Annotated in this window: 26 protein-coding genes; 16 read left to right on the top strand and 10 right to left on the bottom strand. The window is 47.3% G+C overall.

The features are described 5' to 3' along the window. Positions 1-50: 50 nt before the first annotated feature. Positions 51-1,352 carry a DNA methyltransferase gene (locus NIES2104_RS12185; RefSeq protein ID WP_225895237.1) on the top strand — a complete coding sequence of 434 codons (1,302 nt, stop codon included), beginning with the start codon at positions 51-53 and terminating at the stop codon, positions 1,350-1,352. Here the strand turns inward: NIES2104_RS12185 and NIES2104_RS31745 are convergent. Further along, the gene (locus NIES2104_RS31745) at positions 1,329-1,526 is read right to left on the bottom strand and encodes a hypothetical protein (protein ID WP_156426935.1); all 198 of its coding nucleotides are present in this window, start codon (positions 1,524-1,526) and stop codon (positions 1,329-1,331) included. The genes NIES2104_RS12185 and NIES2104_RS31745 overlap by 24 nt on opposite strands. Positions 1,527-1,751: 225 nt before the next feature. Here NIES2104_RS31745 and NIES2104_RS12180 point away from each other — a divergent pair, with 225 nt between their 5' ends. Beyond that, on the top strand, positions 1,752-1,946 hold the full coding sequence (locus tag NIES2104_RS12180) for an NblA/ycf18 family protein (RefSeq protein WP_058998463.1): 195 nt from the start codon (positions 1,752-1,754) through the stop codon (positions 1,944-1,946). A gap of 322 nt (positions 1,947-2,268) precedes the next feature. On the opposite strand, the gene NIES2104_RS12175 is transcribed toward NIES2104_RS12180, so the two are convergent. After that, positions 2,269-2,580: an RNA-binding protein gene (locus NIES2104_RS12175; RefSeq protein WP_058998462.1), complete on the bottom strand. Its 312-nt coding sequence runs from the start codon at positions 2,578-2,580 to the stop codon at positions 2,269-2,271. Positions 2,581-2,940: 360 nt separating this feature from the next. Between NIES2104_RS12175 and rpsU the strand changes: the two genes are divergently transcribed. Continuing rightward, complete coding sequence (gene rpsU, locus NIES2104_RS12170) at positions 2,941-3,126, top strand: 30S ribosomal protein S21 (protein ID WP_058998461.1); 186 nt, start codon at positions 2,941-2,943, stop codon at positions 3,124-3,126. Positions 3,127-3,412: 286 nt separating this feature from the next. On the opposite strand, the gene NIES2104_RS12165 is transcribed toward rpsU, so the two are convergent. Next, positions 3,413-4,717 (bottom strand): homoserine dehydrogenase, encoded by a 1,305-nt coding sequence (locus NIES2104_RS12165; protein ID WP_058998460.1) that lies wholly within the window; start codon positions 4,715-4,717, stop codon positions 3,413-3,415. A gap of 119 nt (positions 4,718-4,836) precedes the next feature. Here NIES2104_RS12165 and NIES2104_RS12160 point away from each other — a divergent pair, with 119 nt between their 5' ends. The 3 genes from NIES2104_RS12160 (at position 4,837) to NIES2104_RS12150 (ending at position 6,489) form a co-directional block, all read left to right on the top strand. After that, positions 4,837-5,076, top strand: coding sequence for a hypothetical protein (locus NIES2104_RS12160; protein WP_058998459.1), 240 nt, complete (start codon positions 4,837-4,839; stop codon positions 5,074-5,076). Continuing rightward, on the top strand, positions 5,073-5,411 hold the full coding sequence (locus NIES2104_RS12155; protein WP_058998458.1) for a type II toxin-antitoxin system PemK/MazF family toxin: 339 nt from the start codon (positions 5,073-5,075) through the stop codon (positions 5,409-5,411). The genes NIES2104_RS12160 and NIES2104_RS12155 overlap by 4 nt, the downstream gene beginning before the upstream one ends. Before the next feature lie 94 nt (positions 5,412-5,505). Beyond that, a complete protein-coding gene (locus NIES2104_RS12150; protein ID WP_058998457.1) occupies positions 5,506-6,489 on the top strand; it encodes an alpha-ketoacid dehydrogenase subunit beta in 984 nt (327 codons plus the stop codon). A gap of 83 nt (positions 6,490-6,572) precedes the next feature. On the opposite strand, the gene NIES2104_RS12145 is transcribed toward NIES2104_RS12150, so the two are convergent. Continuing rightward, positions 6,573-7,784: a YdcF family protein gene (locus tag NIES2104_RS12145; protein ID WP_058998456.1), complete on the bottom strand. Its 1,212-nt coding sequence runs from the start codon at positions 7,782-7,784 to the stop codon at positions 6,573-6,575. A gap of 562 nt (positions 7,785-8,346) precedes the next feature. Between NIES2104_RS12145 and galE the strand changes: the two genes are divergently transcribed. Next, positions 8,347-9,345: a UDP-glucose 4-epimerase GalE gene (gene galE / locus NIES2104_RS12140; protein ID WP_058998455.1), complete on the top strand. Its 999-nt coding sequence runs from the start codon at positions 8,347-8,349 to the stop codon at positions 9,343-9,345. 142 nt (positions 9,346-9,487) lie between these two features. Here the strand turns inward: galE and NIES2104_RS12135 are convergent, their stop codons facing one another. Then, positions 9,488-10,162: a sugar transferase gene (locus tag NIES2104_RS12135; protein ID WP_058998454.1), complete on the bottom strand. Its 675-nt coding sequence runs from the start codon at positions 10,160-10,162 to the stop codon at positions 9,488-9,490. 265 nt (positions 10,163-10,427) lie between these two features. On the opposite strand from NIES2104_RS12135, the gene NIES2104_RS12130 reads away from it, so the two are divergent. After that, on the top strand, positions 10,428-10,697 hold the full coding sequence (locus NIES2104_RS12130; RefSeq protein ID WP_058998453.1) for a hypothetical protein: 270 nt from the start codon (positions 10,428-10,430) through the stop codon (positions 10,695-10,697). A gap of 149 nt (positions 10,698-10,846) precedes the next feature. Beyond that, positions 10,847-11,767, top strand: coding sequence for a HetZ-related protein 2 (locus NIES2104_RS12125; protein WP_058998452.1), 921 nt, complete (start codon positions 10,847-10,849; stop codon positions 11,765-11,767). Positions 11,768-11,867: 100 nt separating this feature from the next. Here NIES2104_RS12125 and prfC read toward each other — a convergent pair whose 3' ends face one another. Next, on the bottom strand, positions 11,868-13,496 hold the full coding sequence (gene prfC, locus NIES2104_RS12120) for a peptide chain release factor 3 (RefSeq protein ID WP_058998451.1): 1,629 nt from the start codon (positions 13,494-13,496) through the stop codon (positions 11,868-11,870). Between the two features lie 114 nt (positions 13,497-13,610). Here prfC and NIES2104_RS12115 point away from each other — a divergent pair, with 114 nt between their 5' ends. The 4 genes from NIES2104_RS12115 to NIES2104_RS12100 all read left to right on the top strand — a co-directional run bounded on the left by NIES2104_RS12115 (position 13,611) and on the right by NIES2104_RS12100 (position 18,093). After that, a complete protein-coding gene (locus tag NIES2104_RS12115; protein WP_059001685.1) occupies positions 13,611-13,958 on the top strand; it encodes a DUF4870 domain-containing protein in 348 nt (115 codons plus the stop codon). Between the two features lie 297 nt (positions 13,959-14,255). Beyond that, a complete protein-coding gene (locus NIES2104_RS12110; RefSeq protein ID WP_058998450.1) occupies positions 14,256-16,532 on the top strand; it encodes a VCBS repeat-containing protein in 2,277 nt (758 codons plus the stop codon). Between the two features lie 202 nt (positions 16,533-16,734). Further along, the gene (locus NIES2104_RS12105) at positions 16,735-17,787 is read left to right on the top strand and encodes a M4 family metallopeptidase (RefSeq protein ID WP_059001684.1); all 1,053 of its coding nucleotides are present in this window, start codon (positions 16,735-16,737) and stop codon (positions 17,785-17,787) included. Positions 17,788-17,805: 18 nt separating this feature from the next. Beyond that, positions 17,806-18,093, top strand: a complete 288-nt coding sequence (locus tag NIES2104_RS12100) for a protealysin inhibitor emfourin (protein WP_058998449.1) — start codon at positions 17,806-17,808, stop codon at positions 18,091-18,093. Positions 18,094-18,186: 93 nt separating this feature from the next. Here NIES2104_RS12100 and NIES2104_RS12095 read toward each other — a convergent pair whose 3' ends face one another. Continuing rightward, positions 18,187-18,498 (bottom strand): DUF3181 family protein, encoded by a 312-nt coding sequence (locus NIES2104_RS12095; protein ID WP_058998448.1) that lies wholly within the window; start codon positions 18,496-18,498, stop codon positions 18,187-18,189. A gap of 56 nt (positions 18,499-18,554) precedes the next feature. After that, complete coding sequence (locus NIES2104_RS12090) at positions 18,555-18,866, bottom strand: 2TM domain-containing protein (protein ID WP_058998447.1); 312 nt, start codon at positions 18,864-18,866, stop codon at positions 18,555-18,557. Between the two features lie 175 nt (positions 18,867-19,041). Here NIES2104_RS12090 and NIES2104_RS12085 point away from each other — a divergent pair, with 175 nt between their 5' ends. Together NIES2104_RS12085 and NIES2104_RS12080 are read left to right on the top strand one after the other, a co-directional pair. Then, positions 19,042-19,485 (top strand): response regulator, encoded by a 444-nt coding sequence (locus NIES2104_RS12085; RefSeq protein WP_058998446.1) that lies wholly within the window; start codon positions 19,042-19,044, stop codon positions 19,483-19,485. A gap of 92 nt (positions 19,486-19,577) precedes the next feature. Then, positions 19,578-19,973, top strand: a complete 396-nt coding sequence (locus tag NIES2104_RS12080; protein ID WP_192843578.1) for a PadR family transcriptional regulator — start codon at positions 19,578-19,580, stop codon at positions 19,971-19,973. Between the two features lie 37 nt (positions 19,974-20,010). Here the strand turns inward: NIES2104_RS12080 and NIES2104_RS12075 are convergent, their stop codons facing one another. Then, positions 20,011-20,499, bottom strand: a complete 489-nt coding sequence (locus tag NIES2104_RS12075; RefSeq protein ID WP_058998445.1) for a WbuC family cupin fold metalloprotein — start codon at positions 20,497-20,499, stop codon at positions 20,011-20,013. 39 nt (positions 20,500-20,538) lie between these two features. Between NIES2104_RS12075 and NIES2104_RS12070 the strand changes: the two genes are divergently transcribed. Further along, the gene (locus NIES2104_RS12070) at positions 20,539-20,982 is read left to right on the top strand and encodes a gamma-glutamylcyclotransferase (protein ID WP_058998444.1); all 444 of its coding nucleotides are present in this window, start codon (positions 20,539-20,541) and stop codon (positions 20,980-20,982) included. Positions 20,983-21,059: 77 nt separating this feature from the next. Here the strand turns inward: NIES2104_RS12070 and NIES2104_RS12065 are convergent, their stop codons facing one another. Continuing rightward, on the bottom strand, positions 21,060-21,854 hold the full coding sequence (locus tag NIES2104_RS12065; RefSeq protein ID WP_058998443.1) for a Uma2 family endonuclease: 795 nt from the start codon (positions 21,852-21,854) through the stop codon (positions 21,060-21,062). Between the last annotated feature and the right edge of the window lie 31 nt (positions 21,855-21,885).

The raw sequence follows: 21,885 nt of genomic DNA, 5'->3' as shown, positions 1-21,885 counted from the left end.
AAAATCCAAAATAAGATAAAATTCAGTGCAAAATTCGCTTTCTGAAACCGTTGGAATACTATCAGCCGACTCTTCTCAATCTGCCGAGCGAACCTGTTCGGACTCGTCGCCATCGTCGCAGTTCTGACCTTAATCACATTCGCAATCAAGATCGCGCTTGCCACGATTGGTACAGATTCGTGCTGTCGTTTCCGCCGCATCTGGTTCAGAAGTATTTAACCGATTTTGGAATGGGTTCTGATCAGCGAGTTCTCGATCCGTTTTGTGGCACTGGAACGACCGTTGTAGAGTGCAAAAAGCAAGGCGTTCCAAGTGTAGGAGTCGAAGCGAATCAGATGGCTTGGTTTGCGGGAACGACGAAGTTAGACTGGTCGATCGATAGCGATCGCTTACTCAATCACGCTAGTCAAATCGCAGAACTCGCCTACGCAAATCTTGATCAACCCCTACGATCGCTTTCTGAAGAACGATCGCAATTACTGCTGAAGAATTCGATTAGTGAATTACCGCTACATAAAGCACTAATTCTTCTGGAACAATTAGAGCAACACCAGGATGAACACTGCGATCGACATGAAAGACTCGCACTCGCAAAAATTCTAGTATATTCAATCAGCAATCTCAAATTTGCACCAGAAGTGAGCATCGGAAAATCTAAACAAGATGCTCCAGTGATTGAACTGTGGTTAGATGAGATTCGACAAATTGCAACCGATTTGGAATACTTGAGATCGCTAAAAGACACACCTGCAATAATTCATCATGCAGATTCTCGAAATTTGTTGCAAGTCTTAGAGCCAAATTCGATCGATGCTGTGATCACGTCGCCGCCGTATCCGAACGAGAAAGATTACACCCGTACCACTCGATTAGAATCGGTGCTGCTGGGATTTTTGCACACGAAGGCGGATTTACGAGTCTTGAAGCAGGGATTAATGCGATCGAATTCCCGCTGCGTTTATCGATCGGACAATGACGATCAATGGGTAGCGAATCATTCAGAAATTCAGCGTATTGCGAACGAAATCGAAGCGAAGCGAATTGAATTGAACAAAACGAGTGGATTCGAGCGGCAATATGCACGAGCGACAAGACTCTATTTCGGTGGGATGGCGAAACATTTAGCCGATTTGCGCCAAGCTTTAAGACCCAATGCCAAATTAGCTTATGTCGTTGGCGATCAGGCTTCTTATCTGCGGGTGATGATTCGGACAGGGGAATTGATCGCAGATTTGGCGAAATCGCTCGGTTATGAAGTCACGGATATCGAGCTATTCCGAACCCGATTAGCAACCGCAACCAAAGAGCAATTGCGCGAAGAAGTCGTGTTACTGAAGTGGAAAGGGAACTAGGCGCAGTAGGAGAAATCCAGCGATCGCACACACGATCGAAAACCCTAAGACCTTAAATCGCCCTTTACGATCGCCCGGAACTGTCCAAAGTAACAAAGAGGCGATGATCATCAAACTCCCTAGAATGGCAGCAATTCCGCCTATCCACGCCAGTATGAGCCATACGATCAGCATCTTCTTTCTCCAGATGTACGGTTAACCCTACGATTACTACCCCAGTGGCGGATGGTTACTTTGTCAAATAGTTGTTATCTTTTTTAATATCAGATACGAGATTTCAGCTTGTTGCAGGGAATCCTCAAGAAATCAACTTGGTTTCGTTCAGGATAAACCCCCTTGACAATAAAGTCATGGAATCCTGTAATTGGTCTACTCTCTTTCACTTGGAGTGTAATTTGTATGAGTCAGCCTGTCGAACTTACATTGGAACAACAATTCAGCATCCGCTCGTTTGAAACTCAGGTTCAACAAATGAGCCGTGAGCAAGCGCAAGAATTTCTTGTGAAGCTCTACGAACAAATGCTAATGCGCGAAGCGATGTACCGTCACTTCCTCAAGCACCAATGGGGCTTGGAATCGGGTCCAATGGTCTAACGTTTAGTTCAACTTCCCATCTTGTGGGCGACCTCGAACTTTTGCTTCGTTCTGAAAGATTAGAAATAAGCAGGGGTGTGGGGCGTTTAACAAGACTTTAGGGCAAGGACGATCTCTGAGGTCAGTCGTTACTAAGAATTCTCAGAAAATCCCTTTGGAGTTCCGTCATTTTTCGATTTGACCAGAGCGTGGGTCTACAAGAGCATTGGGTTTTGCGAGCCATCTGTATTGCGCCTCTAGAAGCCTCAGCGACAAAACTTTAACAACTTAATAAAAAAGGCAGACTTTGCAGCCTGCCTAACTCTATCAAGTAATGATCAGTTTAATAACGACGGGAAGAACCACCGCCACCGCCTTTGCGATCGAATCCACCGCGAGAAGGTCCACGCTCCTCACGAGGTTTCGCCTTGTTCACGGTCAAATCGCGTCCCATCCATTCAGCGCCGTTCAGCGCCTCGATCGCGGCATCTTCTTCCGCATCGCTGGACATTTCAACAAATCCGAATCCCCGCAGGCGACCTGTTTCTCGATCCGTCGGAAGTTGGACACGCTTAACGGTTCCAAATTCGGCGAAGATCTCAGCCAGGTTATCCTGCACAACCTCATAGGAGAGGTTACCGACATAGATTGACATGGAATATTGCTCCAATTTAGTAGCGTAGAGAGATTAAATTCGGAGCAATATCTGTGGAGGAAATTACACTGCCGAAGAAAGTCTCTTCTCTAAACAGACTAACACACTCTTGAGCGGTGAGTGCAATTGTGTAAATTGAATTTCTGCTCGGATTGCCGCTACCGTGATACTGTTTTTAAACAATGATTTATCGTTGAGCGTGTAAATCGCTATTATCCAGCGTTTCTCCGAACATAACTCGCTTCATTGATGATTCTGGAGAATCTCTGTGTCAGTTTATGTTGGTTCAGTCCTCGATCGAGCAGAAAACCTGGGGCGTAACCTCAAGGGGAATCAAGTCTATTTTCGGGAGGTGATCCAATGGCTCAGGTTATTCCAGGTGAGAATGAAGGAATCGAATCGACTTTACGCCGATTTAAGCGAGAGGTTTCTAAAGCAGAGATTTTTCCCGATATGAGAAAGCATCGCTACTTTGAAACCCCGATCGAGAAGCGAAAACGTAAAGCTCTAGCAAAACGAAAACAGCGAAGAAGAAAGGTTCGGTAATTAAAATATCAATTCGATGAATCTTTAAGCATGAAATACTTTTAGATTCATCGTCTAGCTAGATTTCTCAAGAGGAATATTTGAGCAGTCTTCGCCGTCGCAACAGCCCGCCCTGAAATTAATTTCGGGCTAATCGATGCAAGTCCATTAGAAATGGACTAAGAGCTTAAAGCTCATTCTTAGTCTACTTCAGTAGACTTTCGCTCATTAGCCCGAAATTCATTTCAGGGCGGGAGTCAAACGAGAGCGAAGAGACTTTTTATACTTTTCAAACACCCTCTAAACGCTAAGGCGATAAAACTCGTAAAACACTGGCGACTTTCTCGATCGCTTCCATGCTCTCAATTTCGCTCAGTGCCTTACGGAAATTGCCTTCTTGAACTTCGTGTGTGACCACTACGATTTCTGCTGCTCCATCTCGGAAGCCTGCTTGTACCACGGATTCGAGACTGACTTCGTGATCGCCAAAACAGGTTCCGATCTTGCCAATTACGCCAGCATAGTCGAGCGTTAAAAATCGAGCATAGAAGCGAGTCGAAAGGTCTGCCATCGGCGCGATCGCGCAGTAGTGCTGATGCGAACAAGCCAATAACGGATCAAGTACAGGTGACTCGTTTGATTGAGAAGCATGAGCGACCTTTAGGAGCGCTGCAATCTTCAAAACATCTGTAACAACTGCGCTCGCGGTCGGACCTGATCCCGCTCCTCGTCCAAAGAACATCACTTGTCCGATCGGATCGCCTTCGATCAAAATCGCGTTGTACACATCGTTCACACTGGCTAACGGATGCGCCTTCGGAACTAAAGTCGGATGAACTCTAACTTCTAGTTCATCGCTCGATTTGCGTTTAGCGATCGCTAAGAGTTTGATCACAAATCCGAGTTTTTCAGCGTACGCAATCTCGATCGCGCTCACGTTCCGAATCCCTTCGCAATAGACTTCAGGTAATTTAATCCGTCCGCCAAATGCCAACGATGCCAGAATCGCGATTTTATCCGCCGCATCGAATCCATCGACATCCGCTGTTGGATCAGCTTCGGCATATCCAAGTTTTTGAGCATCGGTGAGAATTTCGCTAAAATCGCCACCTTCAAGCTGCATTCTGGTCAGAATATAGTTTGTCGTGCCGTTCACAATCCCAGTCACCATGTTGATTCGATTTGCACAAAGCGATTGTTTGAGCGGCTCAATCACAGGAATGCCGCCGCCGACCGCAGCTTCGAGTAGAACGTAAACGCCCGCTTCAGATGCGGCAGTAAAGATTTCATCTCCGAATTTTGCGATCGCAGCTTTATTCGCAGTGACAACATGTTTTTTATGTGCGATCGCTTTCAACATGAGCGATCGTGCAGGTTCTAAACCACCCATGACTTCGACCACGATATCGATTTCGGGATCGGTGACGATCGACTCTAAATCAGTCGTTAACAATTCAGGCGGAACGATTCGGGGTTGATCAATCGATCGCACTCCGACTTTGTGAATCACAATTTCTTGCAGTAATGGATGACGCTGAACCGGATCACGGAGAATTTCAACTGTTCCCGTCCCGACTGTTCCCAATCCTAGTAAACCGACTTTAAACGCCACGGCTTTTTTCCCATCACAACAGATCTTTCATTTTATGGGAAGGCGGGAGATCAGGAGAATCTTCACAGCTTGTTCTAAAACGGTAAAATACGGATGACTTGCACCAGAGATTGCACCCGATGAATTCAAGCAGTCTAGAACAAAACGTCAATCTTCCATTGATCGAATCTTTGATTCAAGCAATCCGATCGCTCTCTCCGGCTGAACAAGCTCTATTAGAAGAAAAGCTGTGGACTTCAATTCCTGAGCCTTCAACTTTGGAGTTAATGAAATTGGCTGAACAAGGGGGATCGTTCGACTTCTGGCACGATGAACCAGATCTTTACACGCTAGAAGACGGAGTATCGATCGACGAATGATTCCAGGCGATATTGTTCTCGTTAACTTTCCTTTTACTGATCTCAGTCAAACAAAACTTCGACCTGCGCTAGTGGTTTGGATTAGTCCAAATGGAGAAGATGCCGTTGTTTGTGCTATTACTTCCCAGAATTTGCAGACGCTTCAGACTGACGACTTTCTCATTGAAACAACAGATTTAGAGTTTTCCGAAACAGGGTTGCGAGTGGCATCCAAGATTCGCATCGCCCGAATTGCAACTCTAAGTCGATCGCTTGTTGCTAGAAAACTCGGTAGGTTAGGTACAGAACAGCGAAACCGATTGAACGCAAAGCTTAGTCAGACGTTTCTCGTTTGAGGGGAATTCAAAGCCTTAATGATCGACTTTGCAATTGGGGTCGGAGATGTCACAATGAGACCTTGCAAGCAACTTAATCTAGTGTAGGAACGCAATGGCAGAGACACTCTTCTTTAATGCCCTTCGAGAAGCGATCGACGAAGAAATGGCAAAAGACCCGACAGTTTTGGTGATGGGCGAAGATGTCGGGCATTATGGCGGCTCCTACAAAGTCACGAAGGATTTATATAAAAAGTACGGTGATTTGCGATTGCTCGATACGCCGATCGCGGAAAATAGCTTCACCGGAATGGCGATCGGGGCTGCGATGACTGGTTTGCGCCCGATTATCGAAGGCATGAATATGGGATTTCTGCTGCTGGCGTTCAACCAAATCGCCAACAATGCGGGAATGCTGCGCTATACGTCGGGTGGAAATTTCAAAATCCCGATCGTGATTCGCGGTCCGGGTGGTGTCGGAAGCCGTCTTGGTGCGGAACACTCTCAACGATTAGAAGCGTATTTCCAAGCGGTTCCGGGATTGAAAATTGTGACTTGTTCAACTCCCTACAACGCGAAAGGGTTGTTGAAATCTGCAATCCGCGATGAGAATCCCGTCCTGTTCTTTGAACACGTCCTGTTGTACAACTTGAAAGAAGATTTACCGAGCGAAGAATATTATCTGCCGTTGGATAAAGCGGAAGTGGTTCGTAAAGGAAAAGATGTCACGATCTTGACTTATTCGAGAATGCGTCATCATGTGATGCAGGCAATGAAGACTTTAGATAAAGAAGGCTATGACTGCGAAGTCATCGATCTGTTATCGCTCAAACCGCTAGATTTCGACACGATCGGTGAATCGATCTGTAAAACTCATCGCGTGATCATCGTCGAAGAATGTATGCGATCAGGGGGAATTGGTGCGGAATTGACGGCATCGATTAACGATCGCTTTTTCGATGAACTCGATGCGCCTGTGTTGCGGATGTCCTCTCAAGATATTCCAACTCCGTACAATGGAACCTTGGAAGCTTTAACGATCGTGCAACCGCCGCAAATTGTGGAAGCCGTTCGGAAAATGGTGCCGTTGAAGGTCTAATTTGCTGAAAGCATAAAGGCTCATCAAACTGGCATTAAGAAAAGGGATTCGCGGTTTAATCACGAATCCCTTTTTTAAACCAATTAAATCGTTGTCCGAACGGGTCGAATCCAACCCCTCAAGAAGTAATAGATCGAAGCGAGATACTCATTAATCACTTTAGAACTGAGTGACAGCGCATCAATACTAGGCAGCAAATCCGCAAGCTGAAGATTTCGCTCAACCACATCGCGTCCTTGCGCCCGACCCCGTAACGCCTCTCTCTGTGGCAGCGTGAAGAAATTCGTCGGACGGGCAATCACCGTCAGCGGGATATTGTTGTTGTTGAATTCCCGATTGAAGGTCAAGGCTGCACGATTCATCTGAATGGCTGAATCAATCAAAATTAATTGATTTCCAAAATTGATACCCCGGCGCTGTAATTCCTGCCGCACATTCACCGCGCTCTGTTGAATCGTCGGACTGTTGGAATCCCCAATAATGTCTCCCGGTGGAATGCCCAGATCTTGCAGAAACCGTCTTGCATCCGCTGCTTCAGAAACTTCATTCACCGATTCTCCAGCCCGTCGCAGTCGTTCAGGTCGATCGCCTGCACTCACAATCACCAAAGGAGCCGTTCCCCGCGCCCGTTCCTCGTTATAGATCTGCTGAGTGTACGTCAAAATGTCCCCACTCTCAGTTAATTGCACAGGCTGATCCGCCAACAGCGTGAATGATCCCGCTGGAATCGGTGAAGGCGGTGGAATCAATTGTGGAGGAGTCGGAGCGGGAGCCGCTGGAGGGGCTTGCGTCCTCGGTCTGAGCTGTAATCGCGTTGTGTCTTGTGCCAGTGTAACAATCACACGTCTCGCTCCCGCTGGCAGCGATTCTGCTCCGACTGGACGCGCAATCTCGATCGCTTCTGCCTCCGCTCTTTGCGCTAAGAAATACGACACCGCTGGAATACTTAAAATTAATAGTGCTGGAATCGCAACCCGCAGCACGATTAACCCCGTTCTCGATAATTTGCCGCCTCTGAGCAGTTCCGAAAATGCAATCAGCAGCAGAATCAAAATAACGCCGAGTGGACTAAACGGAATGGCGATAATTCGGAAGATATCGCCGACGAGTCCCTGTTCGGGTGCACCTCTGTAGAATGTAAACGCTGCGACTCCGAGTAGTAGAAGCAACACTAATCCACCGAGAAACGGTCTCGGTAACAGTCGCAATAGAACATACCAAGCAAATAGTCCTACTACGACCCAGAGCAACACCTGAGTCAACAGAACGAATACATCAGTTACTAATAAAACCATTTATTCAATCCCTTGTATCCCGCTAATACTCCTCACCACCAAATACGATCGACCCACAATTCAATTCAAGGTGGAACTTCATCGCTTTAAGATTACCCGCAGGCAACAAATCTGCATACGGAAATTGTTCGTGAATTGAACGACTTGACGGCGGACGATCGAACTCCTTAGATTTAGTCTTGCTCTAATAAATAAACCGTTTCAAGATTAGGATTGTACCGAAATTTCCAGGGTTGTAGGAAGTTTTCTGGGTTGAATTTTAGATTTTTTCTCTATTTTGTGGAAGCGTTAATCATTTTCTGCAAAATGAATTAGTCTATCCACCACATATCGATCAAAAATCAGGCAAAATTCAAGATTAGAAAATCAATCTTGTTGAATCAGGAGTGTTAGAGGGGAGATTATGGAACTGATTTTGGCAGGCATCGTATTTGCCGTGATCCTATTTTTGTTAACCCGCAGTATCTTCAAGTAGCGCAACGTAAAAGTTCAGGATTTTCTCCTGAATTGTAGAGTGTGTGTCTGAAAGGGAAAGTGTCCTACTGCTGGGTGAGGGTTTATTGTGTCATCTGAAAAGCCGATCGTATTAGTGACTGGGGGAGCCGGATATATCGGTTCTCATGCTGTTCTTGCTCTGCAAGCTGCGGGCTATGAAGTCGTTGTGTTTGATAATTTAGTCTACGGACATCGCGATATTGTCGAGTCGGTGCTGAAAGTCGAGTTAATCGAGGGCGATACCAACGATCGAGAATTACTCGATCGAGTCTTTGCCTCACGTCCGTTTAGTGCGGTGATGCACTTCGCTGCTTACGCATACGTCGGTGAATCGGTCAGCCAACCGGATAAGTATTACCGCAATAATGTCACCGGAACGCTGACCTTGCTCGAAGCGATGGTCGCGGCTGGAATTAAAAATTTCGTCTTTTCTTCAACTTGCGCGACGTACGGTGTTCCGAAAACGGTGCCGATTCCTGAAGATCATCCGCAAGATCCGATCAATCCGTACGGAGCGACGAAATTAATGGTTGAGCGAATTTTAGCGGACTTCGATCGAGCTTATGATTTCAAATCAGTCGCATTCCGATATTTCAATGCGGCTGGGGCTGATCCCGATGGTCGCTTGGGTGAGGATCATCAGCCTGAAACGCATTTGATTCCGCTTGTATTGATGGCAGCGTTAGGTAAGCGAGATTCGATTTCAATTTATGGAACGGACTACCCGACCCCGGATGGAACTTGTATTCGGGACTATATTCACGTGACTGATTTAGCCGAGGCGCATGTGCTCGGATTAGATTATTTGCTCAAAGGGGGAGATTCTGCCCGATTTAATTTAGGGAACGGGAACGGGTTTTCGGTACGTGAAGTGATCGAGATGGCGCGGAAAGTGACGAGGCGATCGATTTCTGCGATCGAATGCGATCGTCGTCCGGGTGATCCGCCTGCCTTGGTTGGAAGTGCGGAAAAAGCGCGATCGGTTTTAGGTTGGAATCCTCAATATGCGGATCTTGAAAAAATTCTGACCCACGCCTGGATATGGCACCAAAAACGACATGGGTAATCGATCGGGGCTGCGACGATTCCGATTTGGAAAATGATTCGTTATTACGAAAATTCGGGTAGAGACGCGATTAATCGCGTCTCTACGGTATTGGATGAACGCACAATTCACCGCACGTTCACCCGGAATAATTCAAAATTTTCTAAAACGCCCCGCGTCGCAACACAATGACGTAAATCGTTTTTACAATCAGCACCAAATCATAAAGCGGCGACCAAATCGCCTGATATCGCAGATCCATCTGCACAATATCCTCAAAATCTTTCACCGTCGATCGACCATTTACCTGCCATTCCCCGGTCAATCCTGGCTTCACGTTTAATCGCTGCCAGTGATGATCCGCATACCGCGAAACCTCATCTGAAGTCGGCGGGCGAGTTCCAACCAAGCTCATATCTCCCCGCAGCACATTCCAAAACTGCGGTAATTCATCCAAACTTGTCTTACGCAGAAACCGCCCCACACGAGTAATACGGGGGTCTTGGCTGTTCTTAAAAATCAAGCCATTCGCTTCATTTTCGACCTGAGACTTTAGCGCGTCTGCACCATCAATCATCGATCGAAACTTGTGCATCCGAAACGACTTACCCAGCAGTCCATGTCGCTCTTGGCTATAAAAGATCGGTCCTGGACTATCGAGCCGAATCGCGATCGCAATCGGAATCAATACCATTCCCATAAGCAGCAGCCCTATCAGACTGCCGCAGATATCAATCATTCGCTTTAAAACTGAAGTCGTCGATCGATGAGGAACCTTGAAATTGGAAGATGCAATCTGAGAATCAGGAATCGACGGATCAACCGTAGGGTTAAACATAGTTAAATCAATGACTGAAACTGGGTTTTACCAGGTCAAGTCGTGCGTTTTCATGTCAAGCCTATCGAAACCGTAAAATCTCTAATAGTCCTTCTACCGAGACTTCCTCAAAACTTTTTACTGGTTTGCTCGATTGCTTGTTTTGTAAAGTTTTGATGAAGACTATTTGCAAATCCTGCAAAATTCTCCCGGAAAAACACGGAAACGCTCGTTAAAAATACTCGTAGAATGGCGATATTAGACTCAGTGTGAGGAGAGAAAATCTGTGGAATCGCAAGCTCTAGCGGAAATTGTGCAAGATTTAGCCGAAACAACGATCGCAGCATCAGAAACGATCGAGCAACTGAGCGATCGGATCGAGACGATCACCACTCAGGTCGATCAGCAAGGGCAACAAATCTTTGCATTAACCAACGCGCTCCAAACCCTGACCGATAATCAATCGACACTGGTTTCTCACATTGCTCATCTGACCGAAACTCTAGAGCGAATTGCAACGTCGTTAGAGACCAGCAACCCAAAGCTTTCTCAGTAGTCGAAAACCTTGAGAAACGTTTTATACTAAAGCCTCAACCGAATCTAGCAGTTTGAGGAAACAAAAGTTGCAGTCTTACCCGTTCGGGTAAGTGATTTTCTCATCGACTCTGCGGCACACTCTATATCAGGGTATTGAGGACGGCAACCATGACACGAGCAGAACAAATTGCAGCCGAATGGCGCTCGCAGCTAAAGACTGACCTTTCACGCAGCAGTGAGACGACTCGTGAAAGCATCGTCCGATGGTTGCTTGGTGAAGATCTTAACCGCTTTGACGAGTACACACCTGAACGCTTCGACATCGAAGTACAGGCGATGGATTACCGCTATCGTATTCTCATACAGCGTTATTTTGAAACACCGCCCCAACGCGCTTATCGTAATTTGATTCAGCGGTTGGGCAGTATATTTGTCATAAGGAACAAAATTAGCACCTGGATCGCCTTATCTCGCGATCGCCAAACTACGGTCGTTGATGTCTTACAAGAAGTCATCCAGGATTTAATGCAGAACGATAAGTATATGCAGGAGCAAGTCGGCTGGATTGCTCAATGTACCGACGATGCTCGATTAAGAAATGCGATCGTGCTGACCGCAACTGAAGAATACTGTCTCCGTCCAATCCGTAATCAACCGCTACTCGTTTATCGCTTTGTCAATTATCAAAAACGAACGCAACGAGCAGGAATGACGCAAGTTCCCGCCGCTGATTTTATCCGATTAGTTTCAGAAGAGGTGGCACCGGATGACTCTGAAGGCTCGGTGAGTCTGCTGGATGGAGAAGCAATGGCGCAATTCCAGGAGGAGCAAGCTCAACAACAACAGCAAGAACTCCGAAGCGCGATCGTGAAACAGTTCGAGGATTATCTGACCGAAAAAGTAGGCAGTGATGCCGCTCAGTGGTTGCGGCTATATTTACAGGGCAAGACGCAAGAAGCGATCGCGCAAATGCTCGATATGCCGATTAAGCAAGTGTATCGATTGCGCGAGAAGGTGAATTATCATGCGGTGCGGGTGTTCGCTCAGAAGAATCAGCCAGAATTGGTCACGGAATGGCTTGGTCGTTAAAATCGATCACGGTTTTACGATCGTCGTTCCAATGCGAAACCCGTAGAGACACGATTAATTGCATCTCTACGGTGGTCGAGCAAATGCGTAGTTCGTCGGATTAAATATCCACCGGTTGTTTACCCGAAACCACAGGCGCAATCGCGTTTAATTGCAATTCCGGATGATCTCCTTGCAACTGCTGACAGTTCCACTCATTGCGGAACAGCAAAACCGGACGTTCCCAGCTATCCTTAACCGCTAACGTGTTGAAAACGCGCCCCACTTTTTCCAGAGCTTCCCAACCACCGTCAACCCAGCGAGCCACCGTATAAGGTAAATACTCCACCAGGGTTTCGACTCCGTATTCGTTTTGTAAACGGAATTGCACCACTTCCATTTGCAGTTGTCCAACCGCTGCGAGAATTGGATCGCGTTTCGATTCGTCTGCGGAATACATGATCTGAACCGCACCTTCCTCACGCAGTTCAGACACTCCTTTACGGAATTGTTTGAATTTTGAAGGGTTTGGATTTCTCAAGAATGCAAACAATTCCGGCGAGAAGCAGGGAATGCCTTCGTATTCGAGGCGCTGACCGTTGTAAATCGTGTCCCCGATCGCGAAAACGCCCGGATTATTCAAGCCGATCACATCGCCGGGATATGCTTCTTCGATCACTTCACGATCTTGAGCAAATAATTTCTGAGGACGAGAGAGCCGTACCGTTTTTCCAGTTCGGGCATGGCTCACGATCATATCTTTCTCGAACTTGCCGGAACACACCCGTACAAAGGCGACACGATCGCGATGTTTCGGGTCCATGTTTGCCTGAAGCTTGAACACAAAGCCGGAAAATTCGGGATAGGTTGGCTCGATCTCGCCTTTCGTGCTGACATGCGTTCCCGGTTTTAGTGCGTAATCGAGGAACGAATTTAAGAACAGTTCAACCCCGAAATTGGTCATTGCACTGCCGAAAAAGATTGGAGTCATTTGACCTGTGTGAATCGCATCGAGATCAAATTCTGAGCCAATGCCCTCAATTAATTCCAATTCATCTTTGAACTGATAGTAAAGTTCTTTTTCTAGCAGCGTTTCGATATTCGGATCGCCTAGATCAATGACCGTGTTTCGCGCTTCCCGGCTTCCATGCAGACTCCGCTCGAATAAGTGAATTTTGCGGGTGCGTCGATCGAATACCCCTTTAAATTGATCGCCCATGCCGATCGGGTAATTCACGGCGTACGTTTGCAATCCTAATTCTTGCTCGATTTCGTCCATCAATTCGATCGGGCTACGTCCGGGACGATCGAGCTTATTAACAAAGGTGAAAATCGGCAGCGATCGCATTCGGCAAACTTCAAATAATTTCCGAGTCTGCGGCTCTAATCCTTTCGCAGCATCGATCAGCATCACCGCATTATCCGCCGCCGCCAGCGTTCGATACGTGTCTTCACTAAAATCTTGGTGTCCGGGAGTATCGAGCAAATTAATCTGACACTGTTCGTACTCGAATTGCAGCACCGTTGAGGTGATCGAAATTCCCCGCTGTTGCTCCATTGCCATCCAGTCCGAAGTGGCATGACGCTGAGCACGACGAGCTTTCACCGCTCCCGCCTCGTGAATTGCACCTCCGTACAGCAACAGTTTTTCGGTCAGCGTTGTCTTCCCGGCATCCGGGTGAGAAATAATCGCGAAATTTCGTCGCCGCTCCACGGCTTTTTGCAACTCAGACTCAAGTTCGATCGTCATGCTGTTCTCTCGTTTAGATTGCGGGATATCCCAATACATCACAATAGTTTAAACATAGCGACAAATTCGGTGGGTTTGTCGCTAGATTCAGAGCATCGAATGGAATCGAATGCGATGCAATCCACTGGACAGCAAAAACTACTCTCAGCTCTATGTCACGGATCAATTTTCTTTAGCGCGACTCTGGTGTCGATCGGAATTCCGATCGTTATTTTATTAATCACGGACGATTGGGTGATTAAAGATAACGCTCGTGAAGCACTCAATTTTCATATCAATCTATACGTATATGCGCTTTTAGGCGGTCTCCTTTTTATTACAGTGGTAGGAATTCCAATTGCGTTCATCATCTGGGGCGGTTTAGCGATTTGTAGCTGGTTGCTGCCGATCCTGGCGATTGTTAAAGTGCTCGATCGTCCAAGTCAACCGTATCGCTACCCATTTATTCTCCGGTTGCTGTAACTTTACGCACAACTCGCAATTCCTTTGTAAAATCTTTATCGAAGAGATCGTTGAACACGGAACTTTCCGCATAAAATGATCGCCGTAGGGTACGTGAAACTACTCCTCAACTTGGGTGCTTGTCAGGATCTACCAAGAAAGAATTAAGCGGTGATGAAGCGATCGCAGATTGACCTGCGGTTTTTGTTAGCGGAGCGTTATCAGTATAGTGGATACCAATTTTGGGCAACTGGGTTGCCTTATTTTGAGTCGAGTTTTGTACGAAGAAAAAATGTCTGAATTGCAGCGGGGGCAGTCATGGGAGTAAACCCTTTAACGTCTGCAACCGATTCATCGGCAGCCTTGCTAGATTCAGAAACCATTCAATCTTCGCTCATTGGCGATCGAAGTCTCACTGCTGCGTTTCAATTAGGAGGTTCTTCTGCAACAGTCAATCTGTTGTCTCGAAATGCTGCTAGCGGTGACACTCAGATTTGGTCGGTGAATGGTTTGAATTCGGCAAGTCGGCGAAATTTGCCCAAAGAATCTGATGCCAACTGGCAGGTTTCTGGCATTGCTGATTTCAATCGTGACGGTCAACAGGATTTTCTCTGGCGTGACTTAAGAACAGGAGCTGTCCGCATTTGGCAGATAAATGGGGACACGGCTCAAACGATCACACTAGGTACAGTTGCGGATCTGGGCTGGCAAATTTCTGGACTAGCAGACTTTAACAACGATGGCTCAGCCGATATTGTTTGGCAGAATCGACGCAGCGGAGAAGTGGTTCTCTGGTATCTCGATCATACAACGGTGACCTGGGGCGGAATGGTTGGCTCAGTCGGGGCTAGTGCTTGGCGCATTCAAAGCGTCACCGACCTCAACAACGACGGAAGTCCTGATCTTCTCTGGTACAACACCAACAGTGCTGAAACGGTTTTTTGGCTGTTTAGAAATGGCAAGCCGTTTAGCGGAGCCATGATGAACGCGGCTCCAAGCAACGATTGGAAGATTGCAAGTGTCGGAGACTTTAACGGCGATCGTAGTTCTGATTTGTTCTGGCGCAACGATCGCACTGGAGAAACACAATTCTGGCTGTACAACGGCACTCAGCGATCGCAGGTTCTCGCTGGAACCTCGATCGCTGCATCTTGGCAATCTTTGAGCACGACCGATCTTAATCAAGATGGCACAACAGATTTACTTTGGAGAAATCCTGCAACCGGAGAACTGTTAGCCTGGTTTGTACAAAATGGTGCTGTCAACAGTTCTGCTAATGTTCTAACCGAATCAGATTTAGACTGGCAACCAATCGCAGCACTCGAACGCTCTACGGCTCCGTTAATCACGCCAACTCAATCCACGGTTCGCACCGGAACAATTACGAGCGCTGGAACCCTCGCCACCGCAGAGATTCAAGCCCCAACTTTCACCCGTCGCGATCGCGTCAATTCTGGAAACACCAGCGACTTTTATCGTTTCACGATCGGGCAATCCGGTATTTTCACGGCTGGACTCACGGGATTAACCGGAGATGCAGACGCGCGGTTGATTCAGGATACCAATGGCAACGGCGCGATCGACAATGGCGAGATTGTCGCGTGGCAATGGGAACGCGGCACCGCAAATGAATCGATTCGGCGATTTATTAATGCCGGAACTTATTTTGTCCAAGTCTCCAGCTACAGCAATCAAACCGCTGACTATACGCTTTCTACGAACTTTACGGGGGCAGCAAGCGACCCGCTGCAATTCCGCATCGAGCTAAGTTTTGCAGACACCTTAACCGGACTGAATTCGGCGGCGCGAGATGCGATTAATCAAGCAGCGAGATTTTGGGAAGGGGTGATTCTTGGAGCGAGTTCGATTCTTGGAGCGAGTTCATTGTCGATCTCTATCGCGGGTCAAAGCTTCACCGCTCAAGATGGCACAGCGGACACCGGAACGCTTGCGTTATCAGGACCTTCACTGACGCTTGATGCTGCCGATAACATCGTAATTACACGGGGAACCTCAACGCTCAATAGCCGTAGATTTGCGGAGTTCAACTCTAATCCGCTTTATCTGCGCGACATCATGATTCATGAATTGGCTCATGTATTTGGGTTTGGGACGCTTTGGGAGCCGTTAGAATTCTCGTTTACAGATGGATCAAAGCTGTTAGCAGGTAAAAATTGGATCAATCGCACGAATGCGACCTACAGAGCCGATAGCTATGCGGGCTGGGCTTATGGAGATTTACTTGGAACAGCGACCCCGACTGCAATCCCGATCGAGCCGCAAATCTTTTTCCACTGGGATGAGACGCGATTCGATACAGAATCGATGACCCCATTTGCGGAAACTCCGGGCACGCCGATGCCGATGAGCGCCTTAACACTGGGAGCGCTACGAGATTTGGGCTGGAGCGTGAATTTTGGAGCGGTTCAACCTTACACACTGCCAGCAGTGCGATCGGCTCCAGTTTTAACAAGTGCGAGTCCGGGAGCTACCACCGCAGGACTCGCGGCGTATAAGTGTGCATGTGGACGATGCTTGAGTGCGATCCGAACGGATGCGCTATCCCCTCGATTGACGGATGCGATCGCGGCTTAGGACTGTGGATGAATTGTTATGCGGCAATCGTCCGGGATTCTTTCGTGGTTCCGCTGCATCGCCAACGGAAAGCAGAAGCGCGATCGCCAATTCATCACCTTAAGAAAATGTGGTTACAGACGGACTGATGAGGAGTCTGTTCTACAGTGGATCGACACGAGCAAATCTTGATTTGAATCAAAATTTTTGGAGCGATCGCACTATGAAAAAATTCCGCCGCCGCTGTCTCTCTCCCTGTCCGATTTGCCACATCGTGCCGCCGCATATCACCGATCGCATCATTATCAACGGCAACGAAACTCAGCGAGAATGGGCATTACAGAATTTACGCGCTTCAGAACAGTTTCGCGGACGACGCGAGGCGGTCGGCGGATTTCGCGTGATGGCTTCTGCGAACGAAAAACGCCGCACGATTTACACGGCTGAAAACCAAACCACGCTACCCGGAAAAATTGTTCGGGGTGAAGGGGTTGCCGAGACAAGCGATGTAGCAGTAAATGAAGCCTATGAAGGATCAGGCGCAACCTACGACTTCTTTAAAGAAATCTTCCAGCGAGAATCGATCGATGGCGATGGAATGCGCTTAGATTCGACGGTTCACTATGGGCAACGCTACAATAACGCCTTTTGGAACGGGAGCCAGATGGTTTATGGTGATGGCGATGGGGAGTTATTTAATCGATTCACGATCTCGATCGATGTCATTGGTCATGAACTAACGCATGGTGTAACGCAAAACGAAGCCGCCCTCATTTATCGAGGACAGTCTGGGGCGTTGAATGAGTCTTTTTCCGATGTGTTTGGCATTTTGATCAAGCAAAAAGTTCTGAATCAAACCGCAGAGCAAGCCGATTGGTTAATTGGGGAAGGCTTATTGACCGCCAAAGTCAATGGAACCGCCTTGCGATCGATGAAAGCTCCTGGAACCGCCTACGATGATAAAGTTCTTGGCAAAGATCCCCAGCCTGCGGAGATGAAAAACCTTTACACGGGCACAGCGGACAATGGCGGCGTTCACATTAATTCTGGGATTCCGAATCGCGCCTTTTATCTGACCGCAACTGCGATCGGGGGATATGCCTGGGAAAAAGCTGGAAAAATTTGGTACCTCGCTCTCACAGAACGGTTACGCCCCTCGTCGAATTTCCGCACCGCTGCACGAGTGACTTCGACGATCGCAGCAGAACTTTATGGCTCCAACAGCAACGAACAGAAAGCCGTTCAAACTGCCTGGAAAACGGTTGGTGTTACTTAAATTAAAAGGGGTAGAGCAATGCGCGTCACGCTTGAACAAAGTGGAGGATTCGCGGGGCTGATGATCACGAAAACGATCGATACTCAAGATCTCTCCCCGTCCGAAGCCCAACAGCTTGAAAAACTGGTAAGAGAGTCGAATTTCTTTCAGTTAAGTTCGATCGGCGAAGCTTTTCCACAACCGGATCGATTTGGATACACCTTATCAATCGAACTGGAAGGTCGATCTCATTCGATCGAGATCAGCGAAACGAACATGCCTAAATCAGTAAAACCGATCGTGGAATGGGTACAAACGCGATCGTGAAATGAAGATGAGTTGATCGTACCCGATAGGGCAGAAACGCGCATCGAAGCTTCTAATCCGCGTCTCTGCCTTATCGGGTACGCATTCACACCGCTACAAATTGCGCTGAAACTCTTCCAACGTATCAATCAAACTCACCTGACATTGCATCGGCAGCAAATCGAGCAGCGGAACCTCGCGCTTCCCACCCCCCAACTTCACTGAAATGCTCTGAACGATTTTCAAAACATCATCTTCCTGAATCGTTTTTCCGCCCGAAACCAACGGAAACAGCCGCTCTGCCAGCACCGTGTGTAGGTGAGCATCATTGAGATAGAGATGCCATTTTGCGACATCGATATAAACCGATTCTCCGATCTCAGCCGCCAACGCTTCGATCGCTTCTGAAGTACTAGAGGTTGCCATAACTGTATTTAAGGTTCAATGAATAAACCGTACTGACTCTAGGATGGCGAAAACTCCTATCTCTTGGTTGATTTTGATGGTTTTTCTTTCGGTTTGAATCCGGTCGCCTTTGGAGCCGCCACCGCAACAGGTTCTGAGTAGTCCGCGATCGCGAAAATATAAATCGCATGAGCCACCAACACGGCAAGCCAAGCACTAGTCATCCAAATTGACCAATCCCAATCCGCTTTTTGCAGCGTACGGAAAAACCAAATTCCCGAATTGGTCGCTGCAAACAAAGCAACGTGAGTCGCAAACGTCATACGATCGTCGAGTTTGCGATAGTCTGCATCTTTGCGATCGGGAATTCGAGACCAACGAGGAGGCATAAGCATCAAGAGAAATAGACGGACTCTTTTATTGTGCCACTCTCAACGTCTCATCGCATTCTACGAGAGGAGTTTATCGTTACTATTTATCCACTTCTAAGTTTGTTAGGATAAGCATCGCCACCTTATTTATCTAACTATCATTCGTTACAAAAAATACTAGGTAAAAATAATTATGGTTTCTCACCCCGGTTCTTTTGAATCCGCTGCGATTCACGTTCTTTTGGTTGAGGACAACCCAGATGATGCCGTTTTAATTCGTCGAACTTTCTTAAGAGCAGGAAGAGAACATTGGAAACTTGCACAGGTTGAACGCTTGGAGGAAGCAATTTCAATTTGTAAAGAATACAGGGCAGATACCGGTCAGAACTTTGATGTGATTTTGCTCGATTTGCGGTTGCCAGATTCAACTGGACTAGAAACAGTGGTGCGCTTTCGACGAGCCGTTCCGGATGTTCCTGTAGTCGTGATTACTGCGATCGACGATGAAGATCTAGCACTCGCTTCAATTCGGGCAGGAGTTCAGGACTATTTAACCAAGGATGATATTACGATTCAGCAACTCTTGCGATCGGTGCGATTTGCGATCGAACGAAGTGCAGCCCTGAGTCAAAATTAGAACAAAGTTTCTCTTTCCTCCTCCAAAGTTTTTCACAATTGGCATTTATCATCGGGAGTGAATTGCTCTACGTTCGATGGTGATTCTCAACAATGAATGCTCAACGCCTGACTTTTGAAGATATCTATCGGTTCTTCCAAACGCCCCAACCGATCTTTCTCAATCAAGAATTGACGGTTTGTTACTTAATGTCGGTTCTTGTCGAATCGGAATCTTACGGAACCGAGTTAGTGCAAAATCTCAGACAGAACTATCCGAACTATCGCCTGTCGGATACGATTTTGCAGAGTTCGCTCCGATTTTTAGAAAAGCAAGCGCTCATCGCAAGCTATTGGAAAAAGCCTGAGAAGCGAGGTCGCCCGCGACGAATGTATCAGCTTTGCCCGGAAGCTCGATCGAGAGCCGAAGAGTTTGCTCAGTTCTGGCACGAGTATGTGCGGAACAATCCGCTGGTTCATTTGACATCTGAACCCAGTCCAATTGGCTAATTTAGGAGCGGGTAGGCGATTTCTACCCGCTCCTGAACTATCGAAAATGAGTTTCCCAAGTTTGTATCCAGTGTTTCGCTTCGGGTGTGTTCTCAAGTGGGAATTGCTGTAAGAAATCCTTATCATCCATTGGAATATAGGGACCTTCTTTGAGTTCAAACATGACTGTATCTGGCTCCAGCGCAATCAAGGTGTGAAACATACCTTGTCCGAGTTCAACGCCTCGTGTCGTTCCGGTTGCGCTAATTCTCTCGGTGTGAATGACGGTTCCTGCTTCATCCAAAATCAAAATCCCGATCGCGCCTTGCAGAACGAGAAAGAATTCAAATCCATTGGCATCTTCTGGACGCACATGGCGATGAGGACGCACATAAGTTCCCGGTTGCAGCACATTCAAGAACCGCTGAACGCGATCGCTGTGTTGATGAAAGTTATGGTTTTTGCGCTGCCGTGGACTCGATCGCGCTTGTTCGGAAATCATATCCATTAGCGGCTGAGTCAGGCATTTGATAGGTAATTTAGTCATGAGAGCTAATACAATAAACGAAATCACGCTGATTTTTTGATGCAGTCTATCAATGTATTCGTCTACGGCACGCTCAAACCTGACGAAAGCAATTATTTTCTGTGTGCCGATCGCGTCATTTCATCAAAGCCTGCGATCGTACAGGCGGAGCTTTATCATTTACCGTTTAACTATCCAGCGATCGTGCCTGGGGATGCCCGAACTTACGGTTATCTTTTAACGTTTGATGATGCTGCAATTCTAGAGATTCTTGATGAATACGAACAGCATGAACCAGAGGTCATCGCGCCATTTGGTTCAGACAATGATTATGCACGTCAAGAAATCGAAGTGTTTAATCTAGAGGGTCATGCGCTTGGGTCAGCTTGGGTGTATGTGATGAGTTTGAAACAAATCGATCGCTTAGGTGGTATCCGAATTCCAAGCGGAGTTTGGAGCAAAAAAGATTTCACGGAATGCCAGGAACGAGACTTGAACTCGTGACACGAGAATTTTGCGAACAAATAGAAGTTTCACTCAGAAGATGAGCAATTCAACTTTATGTCTGTTTCCGCTTACCTCTAGATTTCGTCTGGATCAATTCCCATCGCTCGTAATCGTTCAGCAAGTCTCTGGGCTTTTTGCTCTGCCTCATCCGCTCGTTCTTCCGCCATGTTTGCCCGTTCTGCACCAGTCGGAATCACATTTCCGTTGCGATCGCACCAGCGTAACCAAGTTCGCGTCACGTCTTCCTCAAACTGTCCTTCCCACAGCGTCAAACCTAGACCTGCTGCATTTAGCCAAATCGGTTGACCAACTTCGCGAATTCCCTCAGCGGGAGTCAGTTCAATGTAGCCATCGGGCGCGATCGACCAGACGCGCAGCAGCGCTTCGTTCATCTCGTCTTTACCCTGAATTTGCTTTAACGGGTCAAACACCACGTAGTAAGGAATGTGAATTTGAGCATACAGGTCTTTCTTGATCGTGGTCTTCCCCTTCTGCCGCGACTTGCGGCTTAGTGTTAGTTCGTCGCCTTCCTGATTCGAGACGATTTCAATGCAGACTTCTGGCAGCTTGCCAAACTCCCAGACGAAATACGATCGATTCTGCTTTTTTGAGAAGTCGTCCGCACATTGCACACCGAGACTCAGCATCACATCGGGAACGACTGGCTCGCCCTTGAGTTTGTAAAACAGTCCCACATTCGCAGCCGCGAGAAACGGCGACGGTAACGGCTTGGAACTGTAAAGCGGCTCGACTAAAAGCCGTTGCTGTTTCTCAGATTGAATGTTGTCCACAGGCGTATCGTCCTCGATCGTCAAATGGCTAATATCAAGCTCAGTGACGATTTCTTCAGTATCGAAAAGCTGAGTCATGAGCGGCTCCAAAATGCGATATCTCATTATC

Source organism: Leptolyngbya sp. NIES-2104 (assembly GCF_001485215.1).
Taxonomy (GTDB): Bacteria; Cyanobacteriota; Cyanobacteriia; order Leptolyngbyales; family Leptolyngbyaceae; genus Leptolyngbya.
The sequence above is the reverse complement of the archived record's forward strand: the minus strand, read 5'-3'. Positions and strand labels throughout refer to the sequence as shown.

What these genes read in the sequence shown, in the direction of transcription:
- NIES2104_RS31745 (WP_156426935.1), bottom strand. Translation starts at nt 1,526, where the DNA reads ATGCTGATCGTATGGCTCATACTGGCGTGGATAGGCGGAATTGCTGCC.
- NIES2104_RS12180 (WP_058998463.1), top strand. Translation starts at nt 1,752, where the DNA reads ATGAGTCAGCCTGTCGAACTTACATTGGAACAACAATTCAGCATCCGC.
- NIES2104_RS12175 (WP_058998462.1), bottom strand. Translation starts at nt 2,580, where the DNA reads ATGTCAATCTATGTCGGTAACCTCTCCTATGAGGTTGTGCAGGATAAC.
- rpsU (WP_058998461.1), top strand. Translation starts at nt 2,941, where the DNA reads ATGGCTCAGGTTATTCCAGGTGAGAATGAAGGAATCGAATCGACTTTA.
- NIES2104_RS12160 (WP_058998459.1), top strand. Translation starts at nt 4,837, where the DNA reads ATGAATTCAAGCAGTCTAGAACAAAACGTCAATCTTCCATTGATCGAA.
- NIES2104_RS12155 (WP_058998458.1), top strand. Translation starts at nt 5,073, where the DNA reads ATGATTCCAGGCGATATTGTTCTCGTTAACTTTCCTTTTACTGATCTC.
- NIES2104_RS12150 (WP_058998457.1), top strand. Translation starts at nt 5,506, where the DNA reads ATGGCAGAGACACTCTTCTTTAATGCCCTTCGAGAAGCGATCGACGAA.
- NIES2104_RS12145 (WP_058998456.1), bottom strand. Translation starts at nt 7,784, where the DNA reads ATGGTTTTATTAGTAACTGATGTATTCGTTCTGTTGACTCAGGTGTTG.
- NIES2104_RS12135 (WP_058998454.1), bottom strand. Translation starts at nt 10,162, where the DNA reads ATGTTTAACCCTACGGTTGATCCGTCGATTCCTGATTCTCAGATTGCA.
- NIES2104_RS12125 (WP_058998452.1), top strand. Translation starts at nt 10,847, where the DNA reads ATGACACGAGCAGAACAAATTGCAGCCGAATGGCGCTCGCAGCTAAAG.
- prfC (WP_058998451.1), bottom strand. Translation starts at nt 13,496, where the DNA reads ATGACGATCGAACTTGAGTCTGAGTTGCAAAAAGCCGTGGAGCGGCGA.
- NIES2104_RS12115 (WP_059001685.1), top strand. Translation starts at nt 13,611, where the DNA reads ATGCAATCCACTGGACAGCAAAAACTACTCTCAGCTCTATGTCACGGA.
- NIES2104_RS12110 (WP_058998450.1), top strand. Translation starts at nt 14,256, where the DNA reads ATGGGAGTAAACCCTTTAACGTCTGCAACCGATTCATCGGCAGCCTTG.
- NIES2104_RS12105 (WP_059001684.1), top strand. Translation starts at nt 16,735, where the DNA reads ATGAAAAAATTCCGCCGCCGCTGTCTCTCTCCCTGTCCGATTTGCCAC.
- NIES2104_RS12100 (WP_058998449.1), top strand. Translation starts at nt 17,806, where the DNA reads ATGCGCGTCACGCTTGAACAAAGTGGAGGATTCGCGGGGCTGATGATC.
- NIES2104_RS12095 (WP_058998448.1), bottom strand. Translation starts at nt 18,498, where the DNA reads ATGGCAACCTCTAGTACTTCAGAAGCGATCGAAGCGTTGGCGGCTGAG.
- NIES2104_RS12090 (WP_058998447.1), bottom strand. Translation starts at nt 18,866, where the DNA reads ATGCCTCCTCGTTGGTCTCGAATTCCCGATCGCAAAGATGCAGACTAT.
- NIES2104_RS12085 (WP_058998446.1), top strand. Translation starts at nt 19,042, where the DNA reads ATGGTTTCTCACCCCGGTTCTTTTGAATCCGCTGCGATTCACGTTCTT.
- NIES2104_RS12080 (WP_192843578.1), top strand. Translation starts at nt 19,578, where the DNA reads ATGAATGCTCAACGCCTGACTTTTGAAGATATCTATCGGTTCTTCCAA.
- NIES2104_RS12075 (WP_058998445.1), bottom strand. Translation starts at nt 20,499, where the DNA reads ATGACTAAATTACCTATCAAATGCCTGACTCAGCCGCTAATGGATATG.
- NIES2104_RS12070 (WP_058998444.1), top strand. Translation starts at nt 20,539, where the DNA reads ATGCAGTCTATCAATGTATTCGTCTACGGCACGCTCAAACCTGACGAA.
- NIES2104_RS12065 (WP_058998443.1), bottom strand. Translation starts at nt 21,854, where the DNA reads ATGACTCAGCTTTTCGATACTGAAGAAATCGTCACTGAGCTTGATATT.